Genomic DNA, 17,025 nt, shown 5'->3' with positions numbered 1-17,025 from the left:
CTGGCGTACGTGATCGATGGGGAGGGAACCTATGCCCGGAACCGTGCTGCTTCTCGCGGCCTCGCCGGTGGGCAAGGGGCGTCTGGTGGACGCGGCGTCCGTGCTTCCCGTACTCGCGGCGGTGTCCCCCGCGGTGCTGTCCGGCGCGGACACCGCGAACGTGGTGGAACTGGCCGATCCGCTGGAGCCGCAGGCCGTGCTCACCCGGCTGCGGGCTGCGGCTGCGGCCCCCGGACCGCTGACGGTGTTCGTGACCGGCCAGCTTCAGCTGGACCGGCGCCAGCGTCTTCCCCACCTCGCTCTCGCCCGGACCACGGCGGCGACGGTTCGCTATACCGCCTTTCCCTGGCACTGGATCGCCGAGGAGCTGCGGTTGCGGCCGCCGGGTACCAGCACGCTGGTGGTCGACCTGCACGCCGATCCGGAGGCCTGGCAGCATCTCGCCGCCCACCCGCTCACCGCGGGGCCGACCTGCGCTCTGTACGGGCGCGTTGCTCCGCCGCCGCCGCGCCGGACGGTGGCTTCACCGGCGTACATGAAGGCGGTCGCCACGCTTCTCCGTAGTGGGTACCGGCCGCCGGTTGCGCAGCTTCACCAGCAGGCGCTGTCGCGGATCGTGGGGGAGGGTGGGTACGGGGATGTCGTGCTGGAGCCCGGAGTTGGTGCCGGGGTGGGGTTTTTCGCCCCCTCCGCCCCTTCCCAGCCCGTACCTGGGGGCTTCGCCCCCAGACCCCCTTATCGGCCTGAACGGCCTCGTCCTCAAACGCCGGACGGGCTGGATGACCCCCACGCCGTCATTGCCGCGGCCGTGCAGGCTGAGCGGCATGGTGCCGCCGACACCCTGGCCGCCCAGTGTGAACAGGACGCGCTGCGCACGCACGGGCCTGCCTCCGAGCAGGTGCTGCACTGGATGGAAGTCCGTGCGGATCTGGCGATGTTCGCGGGGGATCCGGTCCGTAGCTGCCGGACCTGGCTCGCGGTTGCGAACGCGCGGCTCGGGGCGGGGCAGTCCCCGGACGCGGCTGCCGTCGAGACGGCCGCCGACCGTGCCCATCATCAGTGGGGCAGCATTCGCGACGCGGCACGGGCCCGTGAACTCGGGCCCGCACTGGCCGAGTTGCGCCGCCGGGTCCCCGGGCGTCGTGAGGGCGCGTTGAGTCACGTGCAGCGGCACCTGAACGAGCTGCAGGCGACGGAACAACTCGCCGGCTAGTTGGCGGGGGCGAGGTACGCGAGCGCGCCGGACACCAGCGTGCGTACGCCCGGTGCGACCACGGACAGGTCGGGGGCGAAGAGCGGGCTGTGGTTGCTGGGGACGGCGTCGAACTTCGTCATCAGGTCCTCGCCCGGCGCCTCGTCCCACACCGCGGCCGGGGTGCTCGTCACGAACCAGTAGGCGTACGGCAGTTTGCCCTCCGCGAGCTGCGAGAAGTCCTCGCTGCCCATCGCCGGGCCGGGGTCGAAGACGGTGGCCTCGCCGAACACCTCGCGGTGGACGCCGGCGACACGGTGGTCGGTCTCCGCGTCGTTCACCGTCGCCGGGAAGCTGTTGCCCAGCGTCACCTCGGGCTCGCGCGGGCAGCCCGCGGCGTGGCACTCGCCCTCGGCGATGCGGCGGATGGCGGCGAGCATCCGGTCCCGGACCGCCTCGGACTGCGTACGGAGGTTGAGGGAGATACGGGCGGTGGCGGGGATGATGTTCGAGGCCGTGCCCGCCTCGATGCGGCCGACGGTCAGCACGGTCGACTCGCGCGGGGCGATCTCGCGGCTGACGACGGTCTGCAGTCGGGTCACGATGTACGCGGCGGTCACCACCGGGTCGACGGTCGTCTCCGGCCGCGACCCGTGCCCGCCCCGCCCGTGCACCACGATGTCGACGTCCGTCGTCGCCGACATGATCAGCCCCGGCACATGCGCGTACAGGCCCGCGGGCCCGGGCGCGACATGCTGTCCGAGCAGGACGTCGGGGCGCGGAAAGCGGTCGTAGAGCCCGTCCGTGACCATCGCGGCGGCGCCCTTGCCGGACTCCTCGGCGGGCTGGCCGACCACCAGCAGCGTCCCGGACCAGGCGTCGCGTCCGGCGGCCAGCGCCGCCGCCGCGCCGGCCAGCCAGGTCACGTGCATGTCGTGCCCGCAGGCGTGCATCACACCGGGCGCCTCGGAGGCGTACGCAAGGCCGGTCTCCTCGGTCACCGGCAGCGCGTCCATGTCGGCGCGCAGCAGCACGGTCGGGCCGTCGCCGTTGCGCAGCACCCCGGCGACTCCGGTACCGCCGATGCCCTCGGCCGTCTCGAACCCCGCTTCGGCGAGCCGCTCGGTCAGTTTGGCCGCCGTGCGGTGTTCCTGGAAGGCCAGTTCCGGGTGGCGGTGCAGGTCCCGGTAGAAGTCCTCCAGGGCGGAGACCGGGAGGCCGTCGGTGAGTTCCAGTGCGGCGCGTGCGGCGGCAGAGGTCATGAACGCAGCGTAGACCGGCTGGCTGTGACCTGTATGGCGGCGTTCACCACGGTCGGCGCAGCCGCCCGCCGCCCGGCGGTGGATCCCGCTTGACGTGACACTCGAACCACACCGTCTTCCCCGCCCGTCCCGGCAACGGAGTCCATCCCCACCGGTCGGTGACCGCCTCCACGATCACCAGCCCCCGCCCGCCCTCCCCGAGCTCGTCCACAGCTGTGGACAACGGTGGCCGCGGGCACGTGTCGGTCACCTCCACCCGTACGCCGTCGGCCGACCACAGCATCAGCAGCGCGGCCCGCCGGCCCGGCACATGCCGTACGACGTTCGCGACCAGCTCGGTCAACGCGAGCCCGGCGGCGTCGTTCAGTTCCGTCATCTCCCAGGCGATCAGATACGCCCGCAGGATGCGCCGCAGGTGCCGCGCCGAGTGCTCACCGACGGTGAAGCTGATGCCGTACCTCGCGGCAATTGCCGTAGGTGGGGGGTCAGTTGCGTGATTCATGTCACCAGCGTGGAGTGGAGTGATTACGCTCGGCTACAGAACGAATTGAACGCCGCCCGGCGTTCGGACCTGGGGGTGACCGCCCATGCCCAACATCCGCGAACTGGATCCCAGCGCTTCCCCGTTGGACTACTTCGGCTCGGAGCTGCGCCGGCAGAGAGAGGCGGCGGGTCTGAGGCAGGGGCAGTTGGGCGACGTCATCTTCTGCACGGGGTCGCTGATCGGGCAGGTCGAGACGGCCCACAAGGTCCCGACCCGCGAATTCGCAGAGCGGATCGACGCGGCGCTGATGACGGACGGGGCGTTTTCGCGGTTGGTGGGGTTGGTTTTGCGAAGCCAACTGCCTTCTTGGTTTCAGCAGTATGCGGAGATGGAAGCGAGGGCCGAGTACATCTCGACGTACCAGTGCCAGCTCGTCTACGGGCTCCTCCAGACGGAGGCGTACGCGCGAGCCGTGCTCGGCGTCGAGCAGACGAGCAAGCTCGACGAGATGGTGGCCGCGCGGATGGAGCGCCAGCGCATCCTGAAGCGTGAGCATCCTCCGGTGGTCTGGACGGTGCTGGACGAGGCCGTCCTGTACCGGGCGATCGGTGGCAAGGCTGTGATGCGTGAGCAACTCACCCATCTGTTGGGTCTCTTCGGCCAGCCGTGGATGGAGCTTCAGGTGCTGCCGTTCTCGGCGGGTGAGCACGCCGGAATGATGGGCTCGTTCACACTCCTGCGCTTCGACGACGACCCGGCCCTGCACTACAACGAGAGCTACGACTCGGGCCACATGACCGCCAACCCGCAAGTGATCAGGGAGCGTTCGGTCGGTTACGCTCGCTTGCAGGCCGAGGCACTCTCTCCGAGGGAGTCGGCGGCACTGATCGCTCGCGTGATGGAGGAACGCTATGGGGAGCAGCCAGGACCTGACGCGCGCTCAGTGGCGTAAGTCGTCGTACAGCGGATCCAGCGGCGGCGACTGCATCGAGTGCGCCCCCATCGGCACAGCCGAGTGGCGCAAGTCGACCTACAGCGGCAGCAGCGGCGGCGAGTGCCTCGAAGTCGCCGACCTCACCCCCCACATCGCCGTCCGCGACTCCAAGAACCCCGCCGGCGGCACCCTCACGCTCTCGCCGGAGGCGTACGCGGCCTTCGTGAGCCACGTCTCCGCGCGGTAGCCCAGCGGCAGTGAGCCTGCTCCAGATTCCGTGTGCGGGCTGCTTGTCTACTCTGGGAGCGTGGCGCTGAGCGAAGGAGGTCTGTCATGGCGACGGCGGAGCCGATCATCTGCCGGGGTACCAGGGCGAGGCCTTTCAAGGCCCCAACGACGACCCTGACGGCGACTACGAGATGCCCTTCTACATGGGCGGCGTAGGCGTGGAGCAGGCCTTCGAGCTGTTCAGTGCTGCGGCTCCGGAGGGCTGGCGCGTGGAGCTGGTTGAAGGGGAGATTTGCGTGTCGCCACCGACGAATGGGGCGCACGAGGAGATTGTGTCGGAGCTCAGCGAGCAGTTCTGGGACCATGACAAGGGGCTGGGTCGTTACACCGGCATCGGCCTGAACATCCCCGGTGCCTCCGGGACCGGTCACGTCATCCCCGACCTGGCGACCGCCCTCAAAGGCAGTTTCCATGACGAGGAGGAGTGGCACGACCCCTCCGCCGTCCTCCTCGTCGCAGAGGTCACCTCGACCAGCACGGCCGACCGCGACCGGGAGAAGAAGATCCACGGCTATGCCCGTGCCGGCATCCCCGTCTACCTCCTCATCGACCGGGAAGAGGCCGAGGTGACGGTCTACTCCGACCCGTCGGGCGACGGCTACGCCAAGGGACCGAAGCACAAGCTCGGCCTGACCGTGCCACTCCCCGCCCCCCTCGGGTTCGAGCTCGACACCAAGGAATTCTGAACTCGGCGTGCCACTCCCCGACGCCCTCGGGCTCGGCTAGAACAGGAACACCAGCCCCGCCGCGATGAGAATGTCGAGGACCCCGCACCACTCCGCGTAAGTGCGCGACACCACCTTGTCGAGCTTGATGTACGCGAAGTCCCAGACCCCGTGCAGCAACCAACCGGCGGCGATCAGCCAACGGCCGACGTCCGGGTCCACGATCAGCCCGGCCAGGGCCACCGCACCGAAGCCGAGCATGCCCAGGGTCTGGACCCGGAACGGGTCGGGCCGGGAAAGCTGCCCGTCGAGCGCGCCCCAGACCAGGACGACCAGCGCCACGGCGGCGAAGACGGTGGACGGCGGGACCACGTCCACCGCGCCCAGGATCAGCGTGAGCGCGAACGCCACGCTGATCACCGGCCAAGTGGCCCGGCGGTTGCTCAACTTGGCGACGATCAGGTACTCCAGGGGCAGGAGCGGGAGTATGTGCGCGAGCTCGCTGTCGGCGTCGGGACCGTTCAGGGTGAGGGCCGCGACCGCGACGGCCAGGGCGGTGGGCCAGCGCCCCAGCAGCCAATGGGTCCAGCCCGTGCGGGCGGCGGGCGTCGTGTCAGCCATGAGAGCAACCTCCGTACTCGGCGCGGCGGCGGAGCATGAGCAGGAACATCAGCGGGAGCATCAGGACGTGCTCCAGGAGGAGCAGGGACTCGCCCGAGAGCGCGCCCAGCCACAGCAGCGGGAACAGCACGAGGAACGGGGCGAACATGGCGCCCGCCATTTCGAGGGTTCCGGCCCAGGCGTGACCGCGGTGGCGCATCCAGACGACCATCCCTGCCGACATGTCGAAGGCCATCTCCAGGCAGACCAACTCCGCGTACTGCGATGGGAATTCAAGGCCTGCGAGCCACAGGACGCCTCGCAGCGCCGGGCCGAGGACCACCATTCCGACGGCCATCGCGGCGACCATCTCCAGGTAGTGGCGGAGGAAGCGTTTGTTCGTCGTCAGGGTTTTCACGGGGCAGCTCCTGAATACCGGGGCGGGGTATCTCGTGCTGCCCAGACTGGCGAAGGCGGACCAGCGCCAGTAGTGCCGAACCCGCATGAGTGGACGTGGAGTTGTCACGTCGTCGTGTGACAACTGTCATCCGCGGCGGACCCGTTGCGACAATGACCGCGTGCGTGACGCGCCGAACGACCAGGGGGCAGGACCGGCAGGGCTGACGGGCTTCCACCGCTACACCTGGTGGAGCCTCATCGGCACCACCGAGTTCTTCTTGGTCTTCCTCGTCGGGGAGTGGGTCCTCGACGAGGACGTCGCGGCCTGGGCGCGGATCTCCGGCGCGGTCGGCCTGGCGGCCACGGCGGTGGCGAGTGCGGTGCTGCTCAGCCGCCGGGTGGCGATGGCACCCGCTCCCGACACCTGGCCCGACCGGCCGCCGGTGGCGTGGCTGACCGTCGGGAGCGTGGGCGCGGCCCTGCTCGGCGGAGTCGCGCTCGCCGTCCGGAACTACGAGCTGTGGTCGTACGCCCCGGCGACGATGGTCACGGTCGCGGCGACGTTCCTGTCGCCAAGGCGGAGGCGGGAGTTGATCGCCGGAGCGGTGGCCGTTGCAGCGGTGCTCGGCGGGATCGTCGCCCTGGCTTCCGGCGACGGGTTGGTCCACGCGACGGCGTTCCCGGCCGTGATGGTCGCCTCCGTCGCCTGGATCACGCTGGGCATGCTGTGGGGCTGGGACGTCGCCGGGCGGCTCAACCGGGCCCGCGGGCTCGCCGCCGAACTGGCGGTCAAGGACGAGCGCCTGCGCTTCGCCGCCGACCTGCACGACATCCAGGGCCACCATCTGCAAGTGATCGCGCTCAAGGGCGAGTTGGCCGCACGGCTCGTCGAGGCCGACCCCGCGCGGGCCGCCGCCGAGATGAAGGACGTGCAGCGGCTGGCCACCGACGCGCTCACCGACACCCGCGCCGTGGTGCAGGGCTATCGCCGTACCTCCCTGGACGCGGAGATCGCCAACGCGGCCAGGGTCCTCGCCGCGGCCGACATAGACGCCCGGCTGCACATCGAACCCGCCGACGCCGACCGCCTCCCGACCGCCGGACGGCATCTCCTGGGCCTGGTGATGCGGGAGGCCACCACCAACGTGCTGCGCCACAGCCAGGCGCGCCGGGCGGAGGTCGACTACCGCCTCACGAACGGCTTCGCCCGCCTGCGGGTGAGCAACGACGGCGCGGCAGGACCGCCCCGCTCGGGCATGGACACCGGAACCGGGCTGCGCACCCTGGCCGAGCGCCTGGAGGCCGCCGGAGGCGAACTGACCTGGGAACACGAGGAGGACAGCTTCGTGGTGGCGGCCTCACTGCCGGTGAAAGCAGGCACAGACGGGCACTCTGAGGGGGAGGCGGGATGATCCGGCTGCTGCTGGCCGACGACGAGGAGCTCCTCAGGAGCGCACTGGCCGCCCTGTTGGACCTGGAGGACGACCTCAGCGTGGTCGCCCAGGCGGCCACCTCCACCGACGCCGTACGGCTGGCGCGCGAGCACCGGCCCGACATCGCCGTCCTCGACCTGGAGATGCCCCCGGCCGACGGCCTGACCGCCGCCGAGCAGATCCGCGCGGAACTGCCCACCCGGATAGTCATGGTCACCCGGCACGCGCGGCCGGGAGTGCTGCGCCGTGCCCTGGCTGCCGGGGTCAGCGGGTTCGTGCCCAAGACGACGCCTGCGGTCAGGCTGGCGGAGATCATCCGTGACGTCGCCGCAGGCCGCCGGTACGTCGATTCCGACATCGCCGCATCCGCGCTGACCGAGGACGACTGCCCGCTCAGCGACCGGGAGCTGGACGTACTGCGGGCGACCCGGACCGGCGCCTCGGTCAAGGAGATCGCCAAAGAGGTCGGCCTCGCACAGGGCACGGTCCGCAACTACCTGTCGGCGGCCATGTCCAAGCTCAACGCCAACTCACGGCACGCGGCCGCCCACCGGGCCTGGGAGGAAGGCTGGATCTAGCGGGTCAATGGATCTAGCGCGTCACGGCCAGGACCGGTACCGGTACCGGCTCGGCCGCTCGCGCGGGCCCCGCGTTCGCCGCGAGCAGCAGAGCTGCGATGGCGATGACAGCGGCGCCGAAGCCCCTTGAGTAGCGGACGGTAATACGTCGGAGCATGGCGACCTCGCAACGACAGCGGCGTATTAAGCGGGCTTAATCTCGCGCTTAACGTAGGGGTTAGGAGTGTCAAAGGGCAAGGGGGACAAGGGGAGTTGGATATTAGTCAGGACTTGACCGAATGTAACTCGGCTTACTGGCATGCTTAAGTCATGGCGGAGCGTGACGGACCGGAGATCATCGGGCGCAGGGTGCAGCAGCTGCGTACGGCACGCGGGTTGACCCAGAAGCAATTGGCGGAACCCGTGTATACGCCCGCCTATATCTCCACGTTGGAGGCCGGGCGGGTGCGGGCCTCCGAACCGGCGCTCAGGCACATCGCCGAACGGCTCGGGGTGGCGTACGAGGAACTGGCCACAGGGCGCCCCGCCCACCTCGCCACCGACCTGCGGCTGCGGCTCACCGACGCGCAGCGCACCCTCGCCACAGGCGAGGCCGAGGTCGCGGCGGAGCAGTACGACGGGCTTCTCGCGGAGGCGGAGGCGCACGGGCTGGTCGCCGAGCAGGCGGCTGCGTTGCTGGGGCTGGGTGAATGCGCCCTGGAGACCGGTGACCTGGAAACCGCGCGTAAGCGGTTCGAGGAGTCCGAGGGGCGGTTGGGGGACGCCCCGCTGCCGAACCGCGTGCCGGCCATTCGCGGCCGTGCCGTGTCCCACTATCTCGCCGGTGAACTCCGTTACGCCTGCTACCTGTTCGAGTCCACCCTCGACGAACTGAACCGCACCGGAATGCACGACCCGGACGCCCTCCTGCTCCTCTACACCGGCATCATCGCGCCGTACATGGACATGGGCGCCCAGGCCCGTGCCGCCCAGGCCGCCGAGCTCGCTCTCGCGCTGGCGCCGCAGGTGGGCGATCCCGCGCTGGTCGCCCGGATGCACCGGTCGGTTGCCCGGACGATGATCGCCGAGGGGCGGATGGCGGAGGCGGACGCGTCCCTCGCCAAGGCCGCCGAGCTCTATCGCCAGCTTCAGATCCGTACGGAGCTGGCCAACTGTCACTGGATGCGCGGGTATTTGTACGCCCAGAACGGCGAACTGGCGCGGGCCGAGGGTGAGTTGCGGGAGGCGCAGGCCATGCTCTCCGCCAAGCGGGCCGCGCTCTACACCAGTCAGGTCGCCGTCGAACTGGCCGATGTGCTGCACCGGCGTGGCAAGTCGGAGGAGGCCGCGACGCTTCTCCACGAGGTGCTCGGTGACCTCAGTCCCGAGCGGGGCGCCGTCCACTCCGCCGGTGCGCACCGGCTCCTCGGGATCATCGCGGAGGATGCTCGGGACACGGAGTCCGCCGAGGAGCACTACGTCCGAGCCCTCAGCCTCCTGGAACGCGCCGGCGCGGCGGGCGACCTCGCGGACCTGTGCCGCCTCCTCGGCGACCTGCTCCGCCGCACGGGCCGCGTCGAGGCAGCCCTCGACGCGTATCGCACGGGCCTGGGCCACCGCACGGCCCCGGGCACCACCACCCTGGGCCCGGCCCCTGCCCAGCCCCCGCTGTGACTTTTTTCGCCCCCTCCGCCCCTACCCGTCCCGTACCTGGGGGCTGCCGCCCCCAGACCCCCGCATCGCGCTGACGCGCTCGTCCTCAAACGCCGGACGGGCTAGGGGTAGCCCCTCCGGCGTTTGAGGAGCGGGGTCTGGGGCGGAGCCCCAGGAACAAGGGACGGGTAGGGGCGGAGGGGGCGAAAAAACCACCCCCAACCCCACCCCAGCCCGCCCGCACAGCCCCCTCTTCGACGATTACAGGCCCCCGCACAGCGCCCCCAGCTAGCCTGCGGATGGCGTACAACCAGCACACCCAAGGGCAGGCGGGAACCAGGCGCGTGGAGAACCAGCACTACCCGGCGCCCCGGCGCGGGCTGGCCGACGGTGCCCGCCTCGCCGTCCGGACCGTCTTCTACCTGGTCGTCGGCGGCCTTGCGCTACTGGCGATAGGCACCGTCGTCTCGGTGCTGGGCCCCATGGTCGCCCTCGACCTGGCCACCCCCGCGATGTCGGCATGGTGGACGGTCTTCACGGCGGTCACCGTGCAGGGCGTCCCCTTCCTCCTGCTCGGCACCCTCGTGTCGGCGGCGATAGGCGCGTTCGTCCCCGAGCGGGTATTCAACAAGCTGCTCCCCAGCAACCCGGCCCTGGCGGTCCCCGTGGCCGGAGCAGCCGGCGTCGTACTGCCGGGCTGCGAGTGCGCCTCGGTCCCGGTCGCGGGAAGCCTGATGCGCCGCGGAGTCACCCCGGCCGCCGCCCTGGCGTTCCTGCTGTCGGCCCCCGCGATCAACCCGGTCGTCATGGTCGCCACGTCGATCGCGTTCCCGGCCAACCCGATGATGGTCCTCGCCAGGCTGCTCGCCTCCCTCGCGACGGCAGTCGTGATGGGCTGGCTGTGGATCCGCTTCGGACGGGAGGAGTGGATCCGGCTGCCGAAGCCGGCCCGCAGGAAGTACACCGGCTCCCGCTGGGACGGCTTCCGCACCGGCCTCCAGCACGACTTCCTGCACGCGGGCGGCTTCCTCGTCCTCGGCGCGGCGGCCGCCGCGACCTTCAACATCGCGGTCCCGAGGTCGGTCCTCGACCTCTTCACCGGCTCCCCGTGGCTGTCGGTACTGCTGCTCGCCGTACTGGCCGTCGTGCTGTGCGTGTGCAGCGAGGCCGACGCCTTCGTGGCCGCGTCCCTGACGGGCTTCTCGCCGACCGCGCGGCTGGCCTTCATGGTGGTCGGCCCGATGGTGGACCTGAAACTGATCGCCCTCCAGGCGGGCACCTTCGGCAAGTCCTTCGCCGTGCGCTTCTCCTCCGTGACATGGGTGGTGGCTCTGGTGAGCAGTGTCCTGGTCGGGTGGTGGCTGCTGTGAGGCGCTACGGGCCCGCGTTGCTGTTGCTGCTCAGCGGGGCGGCGGTACTGAGGATCACCGTCTTCAGCGACCTGTACCTGCGGTACGTGCAGTCGGGGCTGAAGGTGTACCTGATCGCGTCCGGCGTACTGCTGCTGACGCTGGGCGCCCTGAGCGCCGTACGAGCAACGCGACCGCACGACCACGAAGCCGAGGACGAGGACCTCGAAGAGGACCACGACGACGACCACGGCCACAACCACCACCGCACCCCCCGAATCGCCTGGCTCCTCGCCATCCCCGCCGCCGCCCTCCTCCTCTTCCCGCCCCCCGCCCTCGGCTCGTACAGCGCCGACCGCGAGGCCGAACAGCGTGCGGCCCAGGGCGTGGGAACCTTCCCGGCGCTCCCCTCCGGGGACCCCGTCGCCCTGACCCTGGGCGAGTACACCTCGCGGGCGATCTACGACAGCGGCAAGTCGCTGACGGGCCGCACGGTCCGGATGACCGGCTTCGTCACCCGGGGAGACAACGGCACCTGGTACCTGGCCCGGCTCCTCATCACGTGCTGCGCGGCCGACGCGAGCACGTACAAGATCGAGATCAAGGGTGCCGACGCCCCCGTGAACGACACCTGGGTCACCGTCACCGGCACCTGGCACCCCAAGGGCAAGCTCGGCTCGGACGAGGCGTGGCCGCCCGTACTGGACTCGACCTCGGTGAAGACGGTGAAGGAGCCGGCGAACCCGTACGAGCGCCGCTGATCCCCGCGCGCGTCAGGGCGTCACGACGGGGAAGGCCTTGTCCGGCGGCTCCGAGGCGTACGAGAGGAGCCGGGACAGGAGTTCCGGGTCGCCGTCCGTCTCGATGCCGGTGAGGCCCTTGCCTGCGAGGACGCCGAGCAGCTCGGCCCTGGTGAGGATGAGGGTGAGGCCGGCGTGCGGTTTCGGGGTGTGGTGGACGGGCATTGCGCGGTGGGTGAGGGCGCCGTTGTGGAGGTTCACGCGGTGGCGGCGCTGCTCGTCGATGACGACGAGGTCGAGGGTGAGACGGTCGTTCCAGGCGCGGGGGCCGTCGATCCGCACGGCGAGGGAGTCCAGGAGCATGCTCACGGTGAGGGCGGAGGCCATCTCGGCGTTGGCGGTGTCGAGGGTGACGCGGCCCGCCCCCTTGCGCAGCTCCATGGCGGCGGTCAGATAGAAGTTGCGCCAGGGCCCGTTCTCGGAGCCCTGCCCGAGCCTGTCGTAGACGCCCGCGAGGGTCTCCTTGGCCTCCGTGTTCTCGGGTTCGGCGAAGACCACGTGGTTGAGGAGCGTGGCGGCGAAACGGAGATCGCCTTCGTCGACGTACGCACGGGCCTTCGCGAGCGCCCACTCCGCGCCGCCCGCCAAGTCCACGTAGCGCCGCGCGAGTTCGACCGGGGGATGTTCCCAGAGGTGGGCGGGGTTTCCGTCGTACCAGCCCATGTACCGCTGGTAGACCGCCTTGACGTTGTGACTCAGCGAGCCGTAGTAGCCGCGCGCGTGCCAGGACTGCTCCAGCGCGGGCGGCAGCCGCAGCTCCTCGGCGATCTCGGTGCCCGTCAGGCCGTTGTTGAGCATGCGCAGGGTCTGGTCGTGCAGGTACGCGTACAGGTCGCGCTGCTCGGCGAGGAAGCGGATGACGTTGTCGCGTCCCCAGGTCGGCCAGTGGTGGGAGGCGAAGGCGACGTCGTACGTGTCGCCGAAGAAGTCGATGGCCTCGTCGAGGTAGCGGGCCCAGATGCGCGCGTCGCGGACGACGGCTCCGCGCAGGGTCAGGATGTTGTGCATGTTGTGGGTCGCGTTCTCGGCCATGCACAGCGCGCGCCGCTCGGGGAACAGGAAGTTCATCTCGGCCGGCGCCTCGGTGCCGGGGGTGAGCTGGAAGACGATCCGGACGCCGTCGACCGTCTCCTCCTGGCCGGTGTGCGTGATGTCCACGGTCGGCGGGATCAGGCTGATCGTCCCGGTGGACGTCGTCGTGCCGAGGCCCGCGCCGATCTGCCCGTCCGGCGCCTTGGGCAGCCGGTCGCCGTACATGAAGCTCGCGCGGCGCGTCATCGCGTTGCCCGCGTAGACGTTCTCGCTGACGGCGTGCTCCAGAAAGCCCGCCGGAGCCAGAATCGGCACGCCCTCCTCGGCACCGTGCGGCAGTACGCCCCGGGCGCCGCCGAAATGATCGCCGTGCGAGTGCGTGTAGACGAGCCCGGTGACGGGCCGCTGCCCCCGGTGCTCGCGGTACAGCGCGAGAGCCGCCGCCGCACACTCCACGGAGATCAACGGATCGACGACGATCACACCCCGCTCGCCCTCGACGACCGTCATGTTCGAGAGGTCGAGCCCTCGCACCTGATAAACACCCTCGGTGACCTCGTACAACCCCTGCCGCGCACACAACCGCGCCTGCCGCCACAGACTGGGATGCGCACTCCCAGGACAGTCGTCCTCCAGAAACCCGTACGCGTCCCCGTCATAGACGACCCGCCCCTCCCCGTCCCGCACCACCCCGGGCACCAACGCCGCGATGAACCCCCGATCAGCGTTCTCGAAGTCGGTCAGGTCCTCGAAGGGCAACTCATCGCGCACCGGGGCATCCATGAACCCAGCCTCTGCGGCACCCGGGCGAGGAGCTAGCGGGGTGGGCCGTTCGGGCTGGGGGCACCGGCGCCGACTCGTCGAGGGCCGGCGCACGAACGCAGTAGTCCACCTCGACCGCCGCGCCCCGCGGGCTCCGCAAGGTGTGGAGGCGGGTGGCGCGGGGGTGAGGTGGACAGGGGTCGAGGTGGACGGGTGACGGACCAGTCACTGCGTGTGGGTCAGAGACGGTCCATCCGGGTGTAGGGGCTGAGGACGCGGACCTGGCGGGCGCCGAAGTCGACGAGCATCGCAATGCCCTCTTCGACGCCGACGATCGTGCCCAGGCCGTACTGGTCGTGGGAGACACGGTCTCCGAGGGCGAACTCCTTGGCCACGGGGACGACCGGGGCGGCGAAGGGGCTGGTGGGCAGGTGGCGCCGGGGCGCGGATGGCTTCGTCATCGTAGAACCAGTATGGGCCCTAATTTTTCGCGCGGTAGAGCTTGAAGGTCTCGATCCCGGCTCTGGACGGAGTTCGCGGGCCAGAGGATGGCTGGCTGATCTTGGCAGGGGTGCGGGGGTCTCACGGCCGGTCACTCTGAGTTCTGCTCGGGCTCGGATGTCGGTTTCGGGGCCGGAATCGCCGCGCCCCAGGGGGAGGGAACCAGGCGGTTGCGGACGTCCGAGTTGACGCGCAGGGCCAGCTCGGAGGTGCCGGAGGGGAGCTGGGCCGTGCGGGCCGGGAGCTTGCCCTCGGCGGGGTGCTGGGCGAAGAGGGCGACGGTGACGGTGAGCTGTTCGTCGTACGTGGTCTGCCAGAGGGTGCGGGTTCCGGCGCCGCCGGTGTGCGTGGCCAGGGGGCCGGCCTCGCTGTACGCGTATTTGGCGATCACGTCTGTGGCGTACGGCTCCATCGCGGTGCGGGTGCGGGGATGCGCCGTGTACACGGCGTGTCCGGCCCGGGTTATCTTCCCGACCGTGTACGGCGCGGCGTACGTGCCGCGGGCCGCCGCCGTGGCCCACGCCGACGCCAGCCGCAGCGGCGTCGGCGCGGCCTCGCGCGGCAGGCCGGACAGCGGGTCGCCGAGCTTCGTCCAGGCGAACGGCTCGAGCGCGGTGCCCGCCTCCACCGCGCCGTCGAGCGCGTCGTTGAAGGGCTGCCTGGCGTAGTCCGCGCCGCCGTACAGCACGCGGACCGCGCCGTCGCCGGGCACCAACGCGACGACAGAGGTGTGGAGTTGGAGATCTTTCGCCGATGGCTTGGCGTCGTCCACCAGTTCCGCCGCCGCGTTCTGGGCCGTCAGGTCGAAGGTGGTGTGGACTGTGTAGCCGCCGCGGGCCAGCTCGTCCTGGGTGATGCCGAGGCGGTCGGCCGCCTCCGCCGCGGCCGCGTCGATCAGGTACTGGCGCTGCCCGTCCGTGTCACCCGGCGGATAGAAACGGAAGGCGGGGAAGCGCGCCGAGCCCCGCTGCGCGGCCGTGATGGCACCGCTGTCGGCCATCGCGTCGAGCACCCACTCCCACCGGCTCACCAGCTTCGCCGTCACCTCAGGGTCGGAGCCCGCCTTCTCGTAGTACGAGGGGATGTTGACGATGCTCGCGAGCGCCGCCCCCTGACTGACCGTCAACTCCTTTGCGTCCACGCCGAAGTAGTTCCGCGCGGCGGCCTGGATGCCCGCCGCTCCCCGCCCGAAGTAGACCGTGTTGAGATACCCCGCGAGGATCTCGTCCTTCGACCGGGTCCGGTCCAGCTTGACCGCGATCAGCGCCTCCCGCGCCTTGCGGGACAAGGTCTGCTCGGGGCTCAGCAGCGCGTTCTTCACATACTGCTGCGTGATCGTCGAACCGCCCTGCGGGGCACCCCCGGTCACCGCCGCGAGCGCCGCCCGCGCGATCGCGGTCGGAGCGATCCCCGTGTCCGTACGGAAGGACCGGTTCTCGGCGGCGATCACCGCTTCCTGTACATGCCGCGGGACCTGGGACAGCGGCACCTCCTGCCGGTCCACCGGACCGCGCCGGCCCAGGTAGTCGCCGTGCGAGTCGACGAAGACCGTGCTCTGCATCGCCGTCTCGGGGTGCGGCTCGGGGATGTCCGTCATCTTGTACGCCACCACGGCCGCGCCGACGAGGGAGAGGAGGAGGACGAGGAGTACGGCGAGGGCGCGGCGCAGCCGGCGGCCACGGGTGCGGCGAACCCGCGTACGGCGGGTACGGACCCGGCGTACGAGACCCCGTACCGCCGCCCGTACGGCGCGCGCAGCCGCGTGCACGCAGGCCTTCAGCCTCACGCTGCCGCGCCTCACGAGGAGAACTCCTGGCTCGCGATCACACCGCCCGCCGAGTCGTACACCGTCACTCTCTCGGTGACACCGCCCAGGAAGTCCGAGGACGACCTCACGGACTCCGGCACCTTCACCTCCGCGTACCAGACCCCCCAGCCGGGCTCGCCCGCCAGCGTGAGCGCCGTACCGTCGATGTCGCCCGCGACGATCCTGATCTCGACGAGGGCCGGTTCGCCCGCGCCGTAGAAGATGCCGGAGAGGAAGACGGTGCCGTCCTCGCGCCCCGACTCCTGGAGGCTGACGCCGGGACTGCTCAGGTCGAGGTTGCCGTCGGTCACGCTGCGGAACTGGGTGGGCTGGTCCGGCTCCGTCCAGTGCTTGCCGTCCTCCGTCAGCCAGATCTTGGTGCCGGGCGAGACCGTCACCCGCTCGCCGGGGGTGACGACCCGCACCTTCCCGGCGTGCGGCATGGACATGGAAGGCGACGGAGAGACGCTCGCGGCCGGGGGCGTGACCTGCTCGCGCTCGCCCTGCCCGCCGGGCACACCCCCGCGGAGCATGACCACGGCCAGCGGCACGAGCAGCACCCCGCAAGCGGCACCGAGCACGGCTGCCGTACGACGACGCCTGCGCCGGCGGCCCTCGCGCGCGATGGCGGCGATCGGGACGACGGAGGGCGTGACGTCGTACGCGACCTCGGCGAACGCCTCACGCAGCCGCTCGGCCTCGGCCGCAGGACTCTGGGGCTGCTGGGAACGAGAGGGGTGGTTCATGGGCGGGCTCCGGAAACGGGGTGGCGGCCGGCGAACAAGGGGTGGACGCGCAGGGCCTCGAGGCCACGCCGGGCATGGGTCTTCACCGTGCCGACCGAGCAGCCGAGCAGCTGCGCGATCTCGGCCTCGCCCAGGTCGTCCCAGTAGCGCAGCACCAGCACGGCACGCTGCCGCGCCGAAAGGGAGTTCAGCGCCTGGCTGAGGGCAGCCCGCTGTTCGACGTCCTCGGCGTGCCCCGGTACGCGCTGATGCATCCGCTCGGGCAGGAACGGCGTCAGCAGATGGACGACCCGTCTCCTGCGCACCCGGCTGAGGTTGTTGTTGACCAGCGAGCGGCGTACGTAGAAGTCGACGTCGTCGCGCGGGATGCGCCGCCAGCGGGCGTACACCTTGGCCAGCGTGGTCTGCACGAGATCCTCGGCCTCGTGGAAGTCACCGGTGAGCATGTGCGCGGTGCGGACGAGGCGGGGCCAGGCCGCGGTGGCGTACTCGGCGAAGTCGCCTTCCACCGAGGTGGCAGGGACTTCGGGGGCGTCGGATGAGGTCTGCTGCACGGCCGGC

General features: G+C 70.7%; 19 protein-coding genes. 9 read left to right on the top strand and 10 right to left on the bottom strand.

The genetic code is table 11. The annotated features are described in order from the left end of the window. Positions 1 to 31 precede the first annotated feature (31 nt). Positions 32 to 1,213 carry a hypothetical protein gene (locus tag OG266_RS21550; RefSeq protein ID WP_371547867.1) on the top strand — a complete coding sequence of 394 codons (1,182 nt, stop codon included), beginning with the start codon at positions 32 to 34 and terminating at the stop codon, positions 1,211 to 1,213. Here OG266_RS21550 and OG266_RS21545 read toward each other — a convergent pair. Together OG266_RS21545 and OG266_RS21540 are read right to left on the bottom strand one after the other, a co-directional pair. Continuing rightward, on the bottom strand, positions 1,210 to 2,454 hold the full coding sequence (locus OG266_RS21545) for an amidohydrolase (RefSeq protein WP_371547866.1): 1,245 nt from the start codon (positions 2,452 to 2,454) through the stop codon (positions 1,210 to 1,212). The genes OG266_RS21550 and OG266_RS21545 overlap by 4 nt on opposite strands. Before the next feature lie 43 nt (positions 2,455 to 2,497). Continuing rightward, on the bottom strand, positions 2,498 to 2,956 hold the full coding sequence (locus tag OG266_RS21540) for an ATP-binding protein (protein ID WP_371547864.1): 459 nt from the start codon (positions 2,954 to 2,956) through the stop codon (positions 2,498 to 2,500). An 85-nt stretch (positions 2,957 to 3,041) separates the two neighbouring features. Here OG266_RS21540 and OG266_RS21535 point away from each other — a divergent pair, with 85 nt between their 5' ends. The 3 genes from OG266_RS21535 (at position 3,042) to OG266_RS21525 (ending at position 4,846) form a co-directional block, all read left to right on the top strand. Beyond that, positions 3,042 to 3,890: a helix-turn-helix domain-containing protein gene (locus OG266_RS21535; RefSeq protein ID WP_371547863.1), complete on the top strand. Its 849-nt coding sequence runs from the start codon at positions 3,042 to 3,044 to the stop codon at positions 3,888 to 3,890. Next, positions 3,850 to 4,119, top strand: coding sequence for a DUF397 domain-containing protein (locus OG266_RS21530; RefSeq protein ID WP_371547862.1), 270 nt, complete (start codon positions 3,850 to 3,852; stop codon positions 4,117 to 4,119). Before OG266_RS21535 ends, OG266_RS21530 begins: the two co-directional genes overlap by 41 nt. Positions 4,120 to 4,396: 277 nt before the next feature. Beyond that, positions 4,397 to 4,846 carry a Uma2 family endonuclease gene (locus OG266_RS21525; RefSeq protein WP_371547861.1) on the top strand — a complete coding sequence of 150 codons (450 nt, stop codon included), beginning with the start codon at positions 4,397 to 4,399 and terminating at the stop codon, positions 4,844 to 4,846. 36 nt (positions 4,847 to 4,882) lie between these two features. Here the strand turns inward: OG266_RS21525 and OG266_RS21520 are convergent, their stop codons facing one another. Together OG266_RS21520 and OG266_RS21515 are read right to left on the bottom strand one after the other, a co-directional pair. Beyond that, positions 4,883 to 5,446 carry a hypothetical protein gene (locus OG266_RS21520; RefSeq protein ID WP_371547860.1) on the bottom strand — a complete coding sequence of 188 codons (564 nt, stop codon included), beginning with the start codon at positions 5,444 to 5,446 and terminating at the stop codon, positions 4,883 to 4,885. Continuing rightward, positions 5,439 to 5,843, bottom strand: a complete 405-nt coding sequence (locus OG266_RS21515) for a hypothetical protein (RefSeq protein ID WP_371547858.1) — start codon at positions 5,841 to 5,843, stop codon at positions 5,439 to 5,441. Before OG266_RS21515 ends, OG266_RS21520 begins: the two co-directional genes overlap by 8 nt. Before the next feature lie 160 nt (positions 5,844 to 6,003). Here OG266_RS21515 and OG266_RS21510 point away from each other — a divergent pair, with 160 nt between their 5' ends. Both OG266_RS21510 and OG266_RS21505 read left to right on the top strand, forming a co-directional pair. Continuing rightward, complete coding sequence (locus tag OG266_RS21510) at positions 6,004 to 7,236, top strand: sensor histidine kinase (protein WP_371547857.1); 1,233 nt, start codon at positions 6,004 to 6,006, stop codon at positions 7,234 to 7,236. After that, positions 7,233 to 7,835 carry a DNA-binding response regulator gene (locus tag OG266_RS21505; protein ID WP_371547856.1) on the top strand — a complete coding sequence of 201 codons (603 nt, stop codon included), beginning with the start codon at positions 7,233 to 7,235 and terminating at the stop codon, positions 7,833 to 7,835. Before OG266_RS21510 ends, OG266_RS21505 begins: the two co-directional genes overlap by 4 nt. A 13-nt stretch (positions 7,836 to 7,848) precedes the next feature. Here OG266_RS21505 and OG266_RS21500 read toward each other — a convergent pair whose 3' ends face one another. After that, positions 7,849 to 7,992: a hypothetical protein gene (locus OG266_RS21500; protein WP_266457990.1), complete on the bottom strand. Its 144-nt coding sequence runs from the start codon at positions 7,990 to 7,992 to the stop codon at positions 7,849 to 7,851. A gap of 152 nt (positions 7,993 to 8,144) precedes the next feature. On the opposite strand from OG266_RS21500, the gene OG266_RS21495 reads away from it, so the two are divergent. The 3 genes from OG266_RS21495 to OG266_RS21485 all read left to right on the top strand — a co-directional run bounded on the left by OG266_RS21495 (position 8,145) and on the right by OG266_RS21485 (position 11,577). Next, positions 8,145 to 9,488 carry a helix-turn-helix domain-containing protein gene (locus tag OG266_RS21495; protein ID WP_371547855.1) on the top strand — a complete coding sequence of 448 codons (1,344 nt, stop codon included), beginning with the start codon at positions 8,145 to 8,147 and terminating at the stop codon, positions 9,486 to 9,488. Positions 9,489 to 9,766: 278 nt separating this feature from the next. Continuing rightward, complete coding sequence (locus OG266_RS21490) at positions 9,767 to 10,837, top strand: permease (protein WP_371547854.1); 1,071 nt, start codon at positions 9,767 to 9,769, stop codon at positions 10,835 to 10,837. After that, positions 10,834 to 11,577, top strand: coding sequence for a TIGR03943 family protein (locus tag OG266_RS21485; protein ID WP_266463968.1), 744 nt, complete (start codon positions 10,834 to 10,836; stop codon positions 11,575 to 11,577). Before OG266_RS21490 ends, OG266_RS21485 begins: the two co-directional genes overlap by 4 nt. Positions 11,578 to 11,589: 12 nt before the next feature. Here OG266_RS21485 and OG266_RS21480 read toward each other — a convergent pair whose 3' ends face one another. The 5 genes from OG266_RS21480 to OG266_RS21460 all read right to left on the bottom strand — a co-directional run bounded on the left by OG266_RS21480 (position 11,590) and on the right by OG266_RS21460 (position 17,018). Next, a complete protein-coding gene (locus OG266_RS21480; RefSeq protein ID WP_371547853.1) occupies positions 11,590 to 13,431 on the bottom strand; it encodes an alkyl/aryl-sulfatase in 1,842 nt (613 codons plus the stop codon). Between the two features lie 218 nt (positions 13,432 to 13,649). Beyond that, the gene (locus OG266_RS21475) at positions 13,650 to 13,871 is read right to left on the bottom strand and encodes a hypothetical protein (protein ID WP_266457980.1); all 222 of its coding nucleotides are present in this window, start codon (positions 13,869 to 13,871) and stop codon (positions 13,650 to 13,652) included. A 131-nt stretch (positions 13,872 to 14,002) separates the two neighbouring features. Then, positions 14,003 to 15,712 (bottom strand): transglycosylase domain-containing protein, encoded by a 1,710-nt coding sequence (locus tag OG266_RS21470; protein ID WP_371547852.1) that lies wholly within the window; start codon positions 15,710 to 15,712, stop codon positions 14,003 to 14,005. Further along, entirely contained in the window at positions 15,709 to 16,464 is a 756-nt protein-coding gene (locus tag OG266_RS21465; protein WP_371547851.1) for a hypothetical protein, read from the bottom strand. The genes OG266_RS21470 and OG266_RS21465 overlap by 4 nt, the downstream gene beginning before the upstream one ends. Further along, positions 16,461 to 17,018 carry a SigE family RNA polymerase sigma factor gene (locus OG266_RS21460; protein WP_371547850.1) on the bottom strand — a complete coding sequence of 186 codons (558 nt, stop codon included), beginning with the start codon at positions 17,016 to 17,018 and terminating at the stop codon, positions 16,461 to 16,463. Before OG266_RS21460 ends, OG266_RS21465 begins: the two co-directional genes overlap by 4 nt. Between the last annotated feature and the right edge of the window lie 7 nt (positions 17,019 to 17,025).

This window comes from Streptomyces sp. NBC_00554 (assembly GCF_041431135.1).
GTDB lineage: Bacteria > Actinomycetota > Actinomycetes > Streptomycetales > Streptomycetaceae > Streptomyces.
This window is presented reverse-complemented; position numbering and strand designations above follow the sequence as displayed.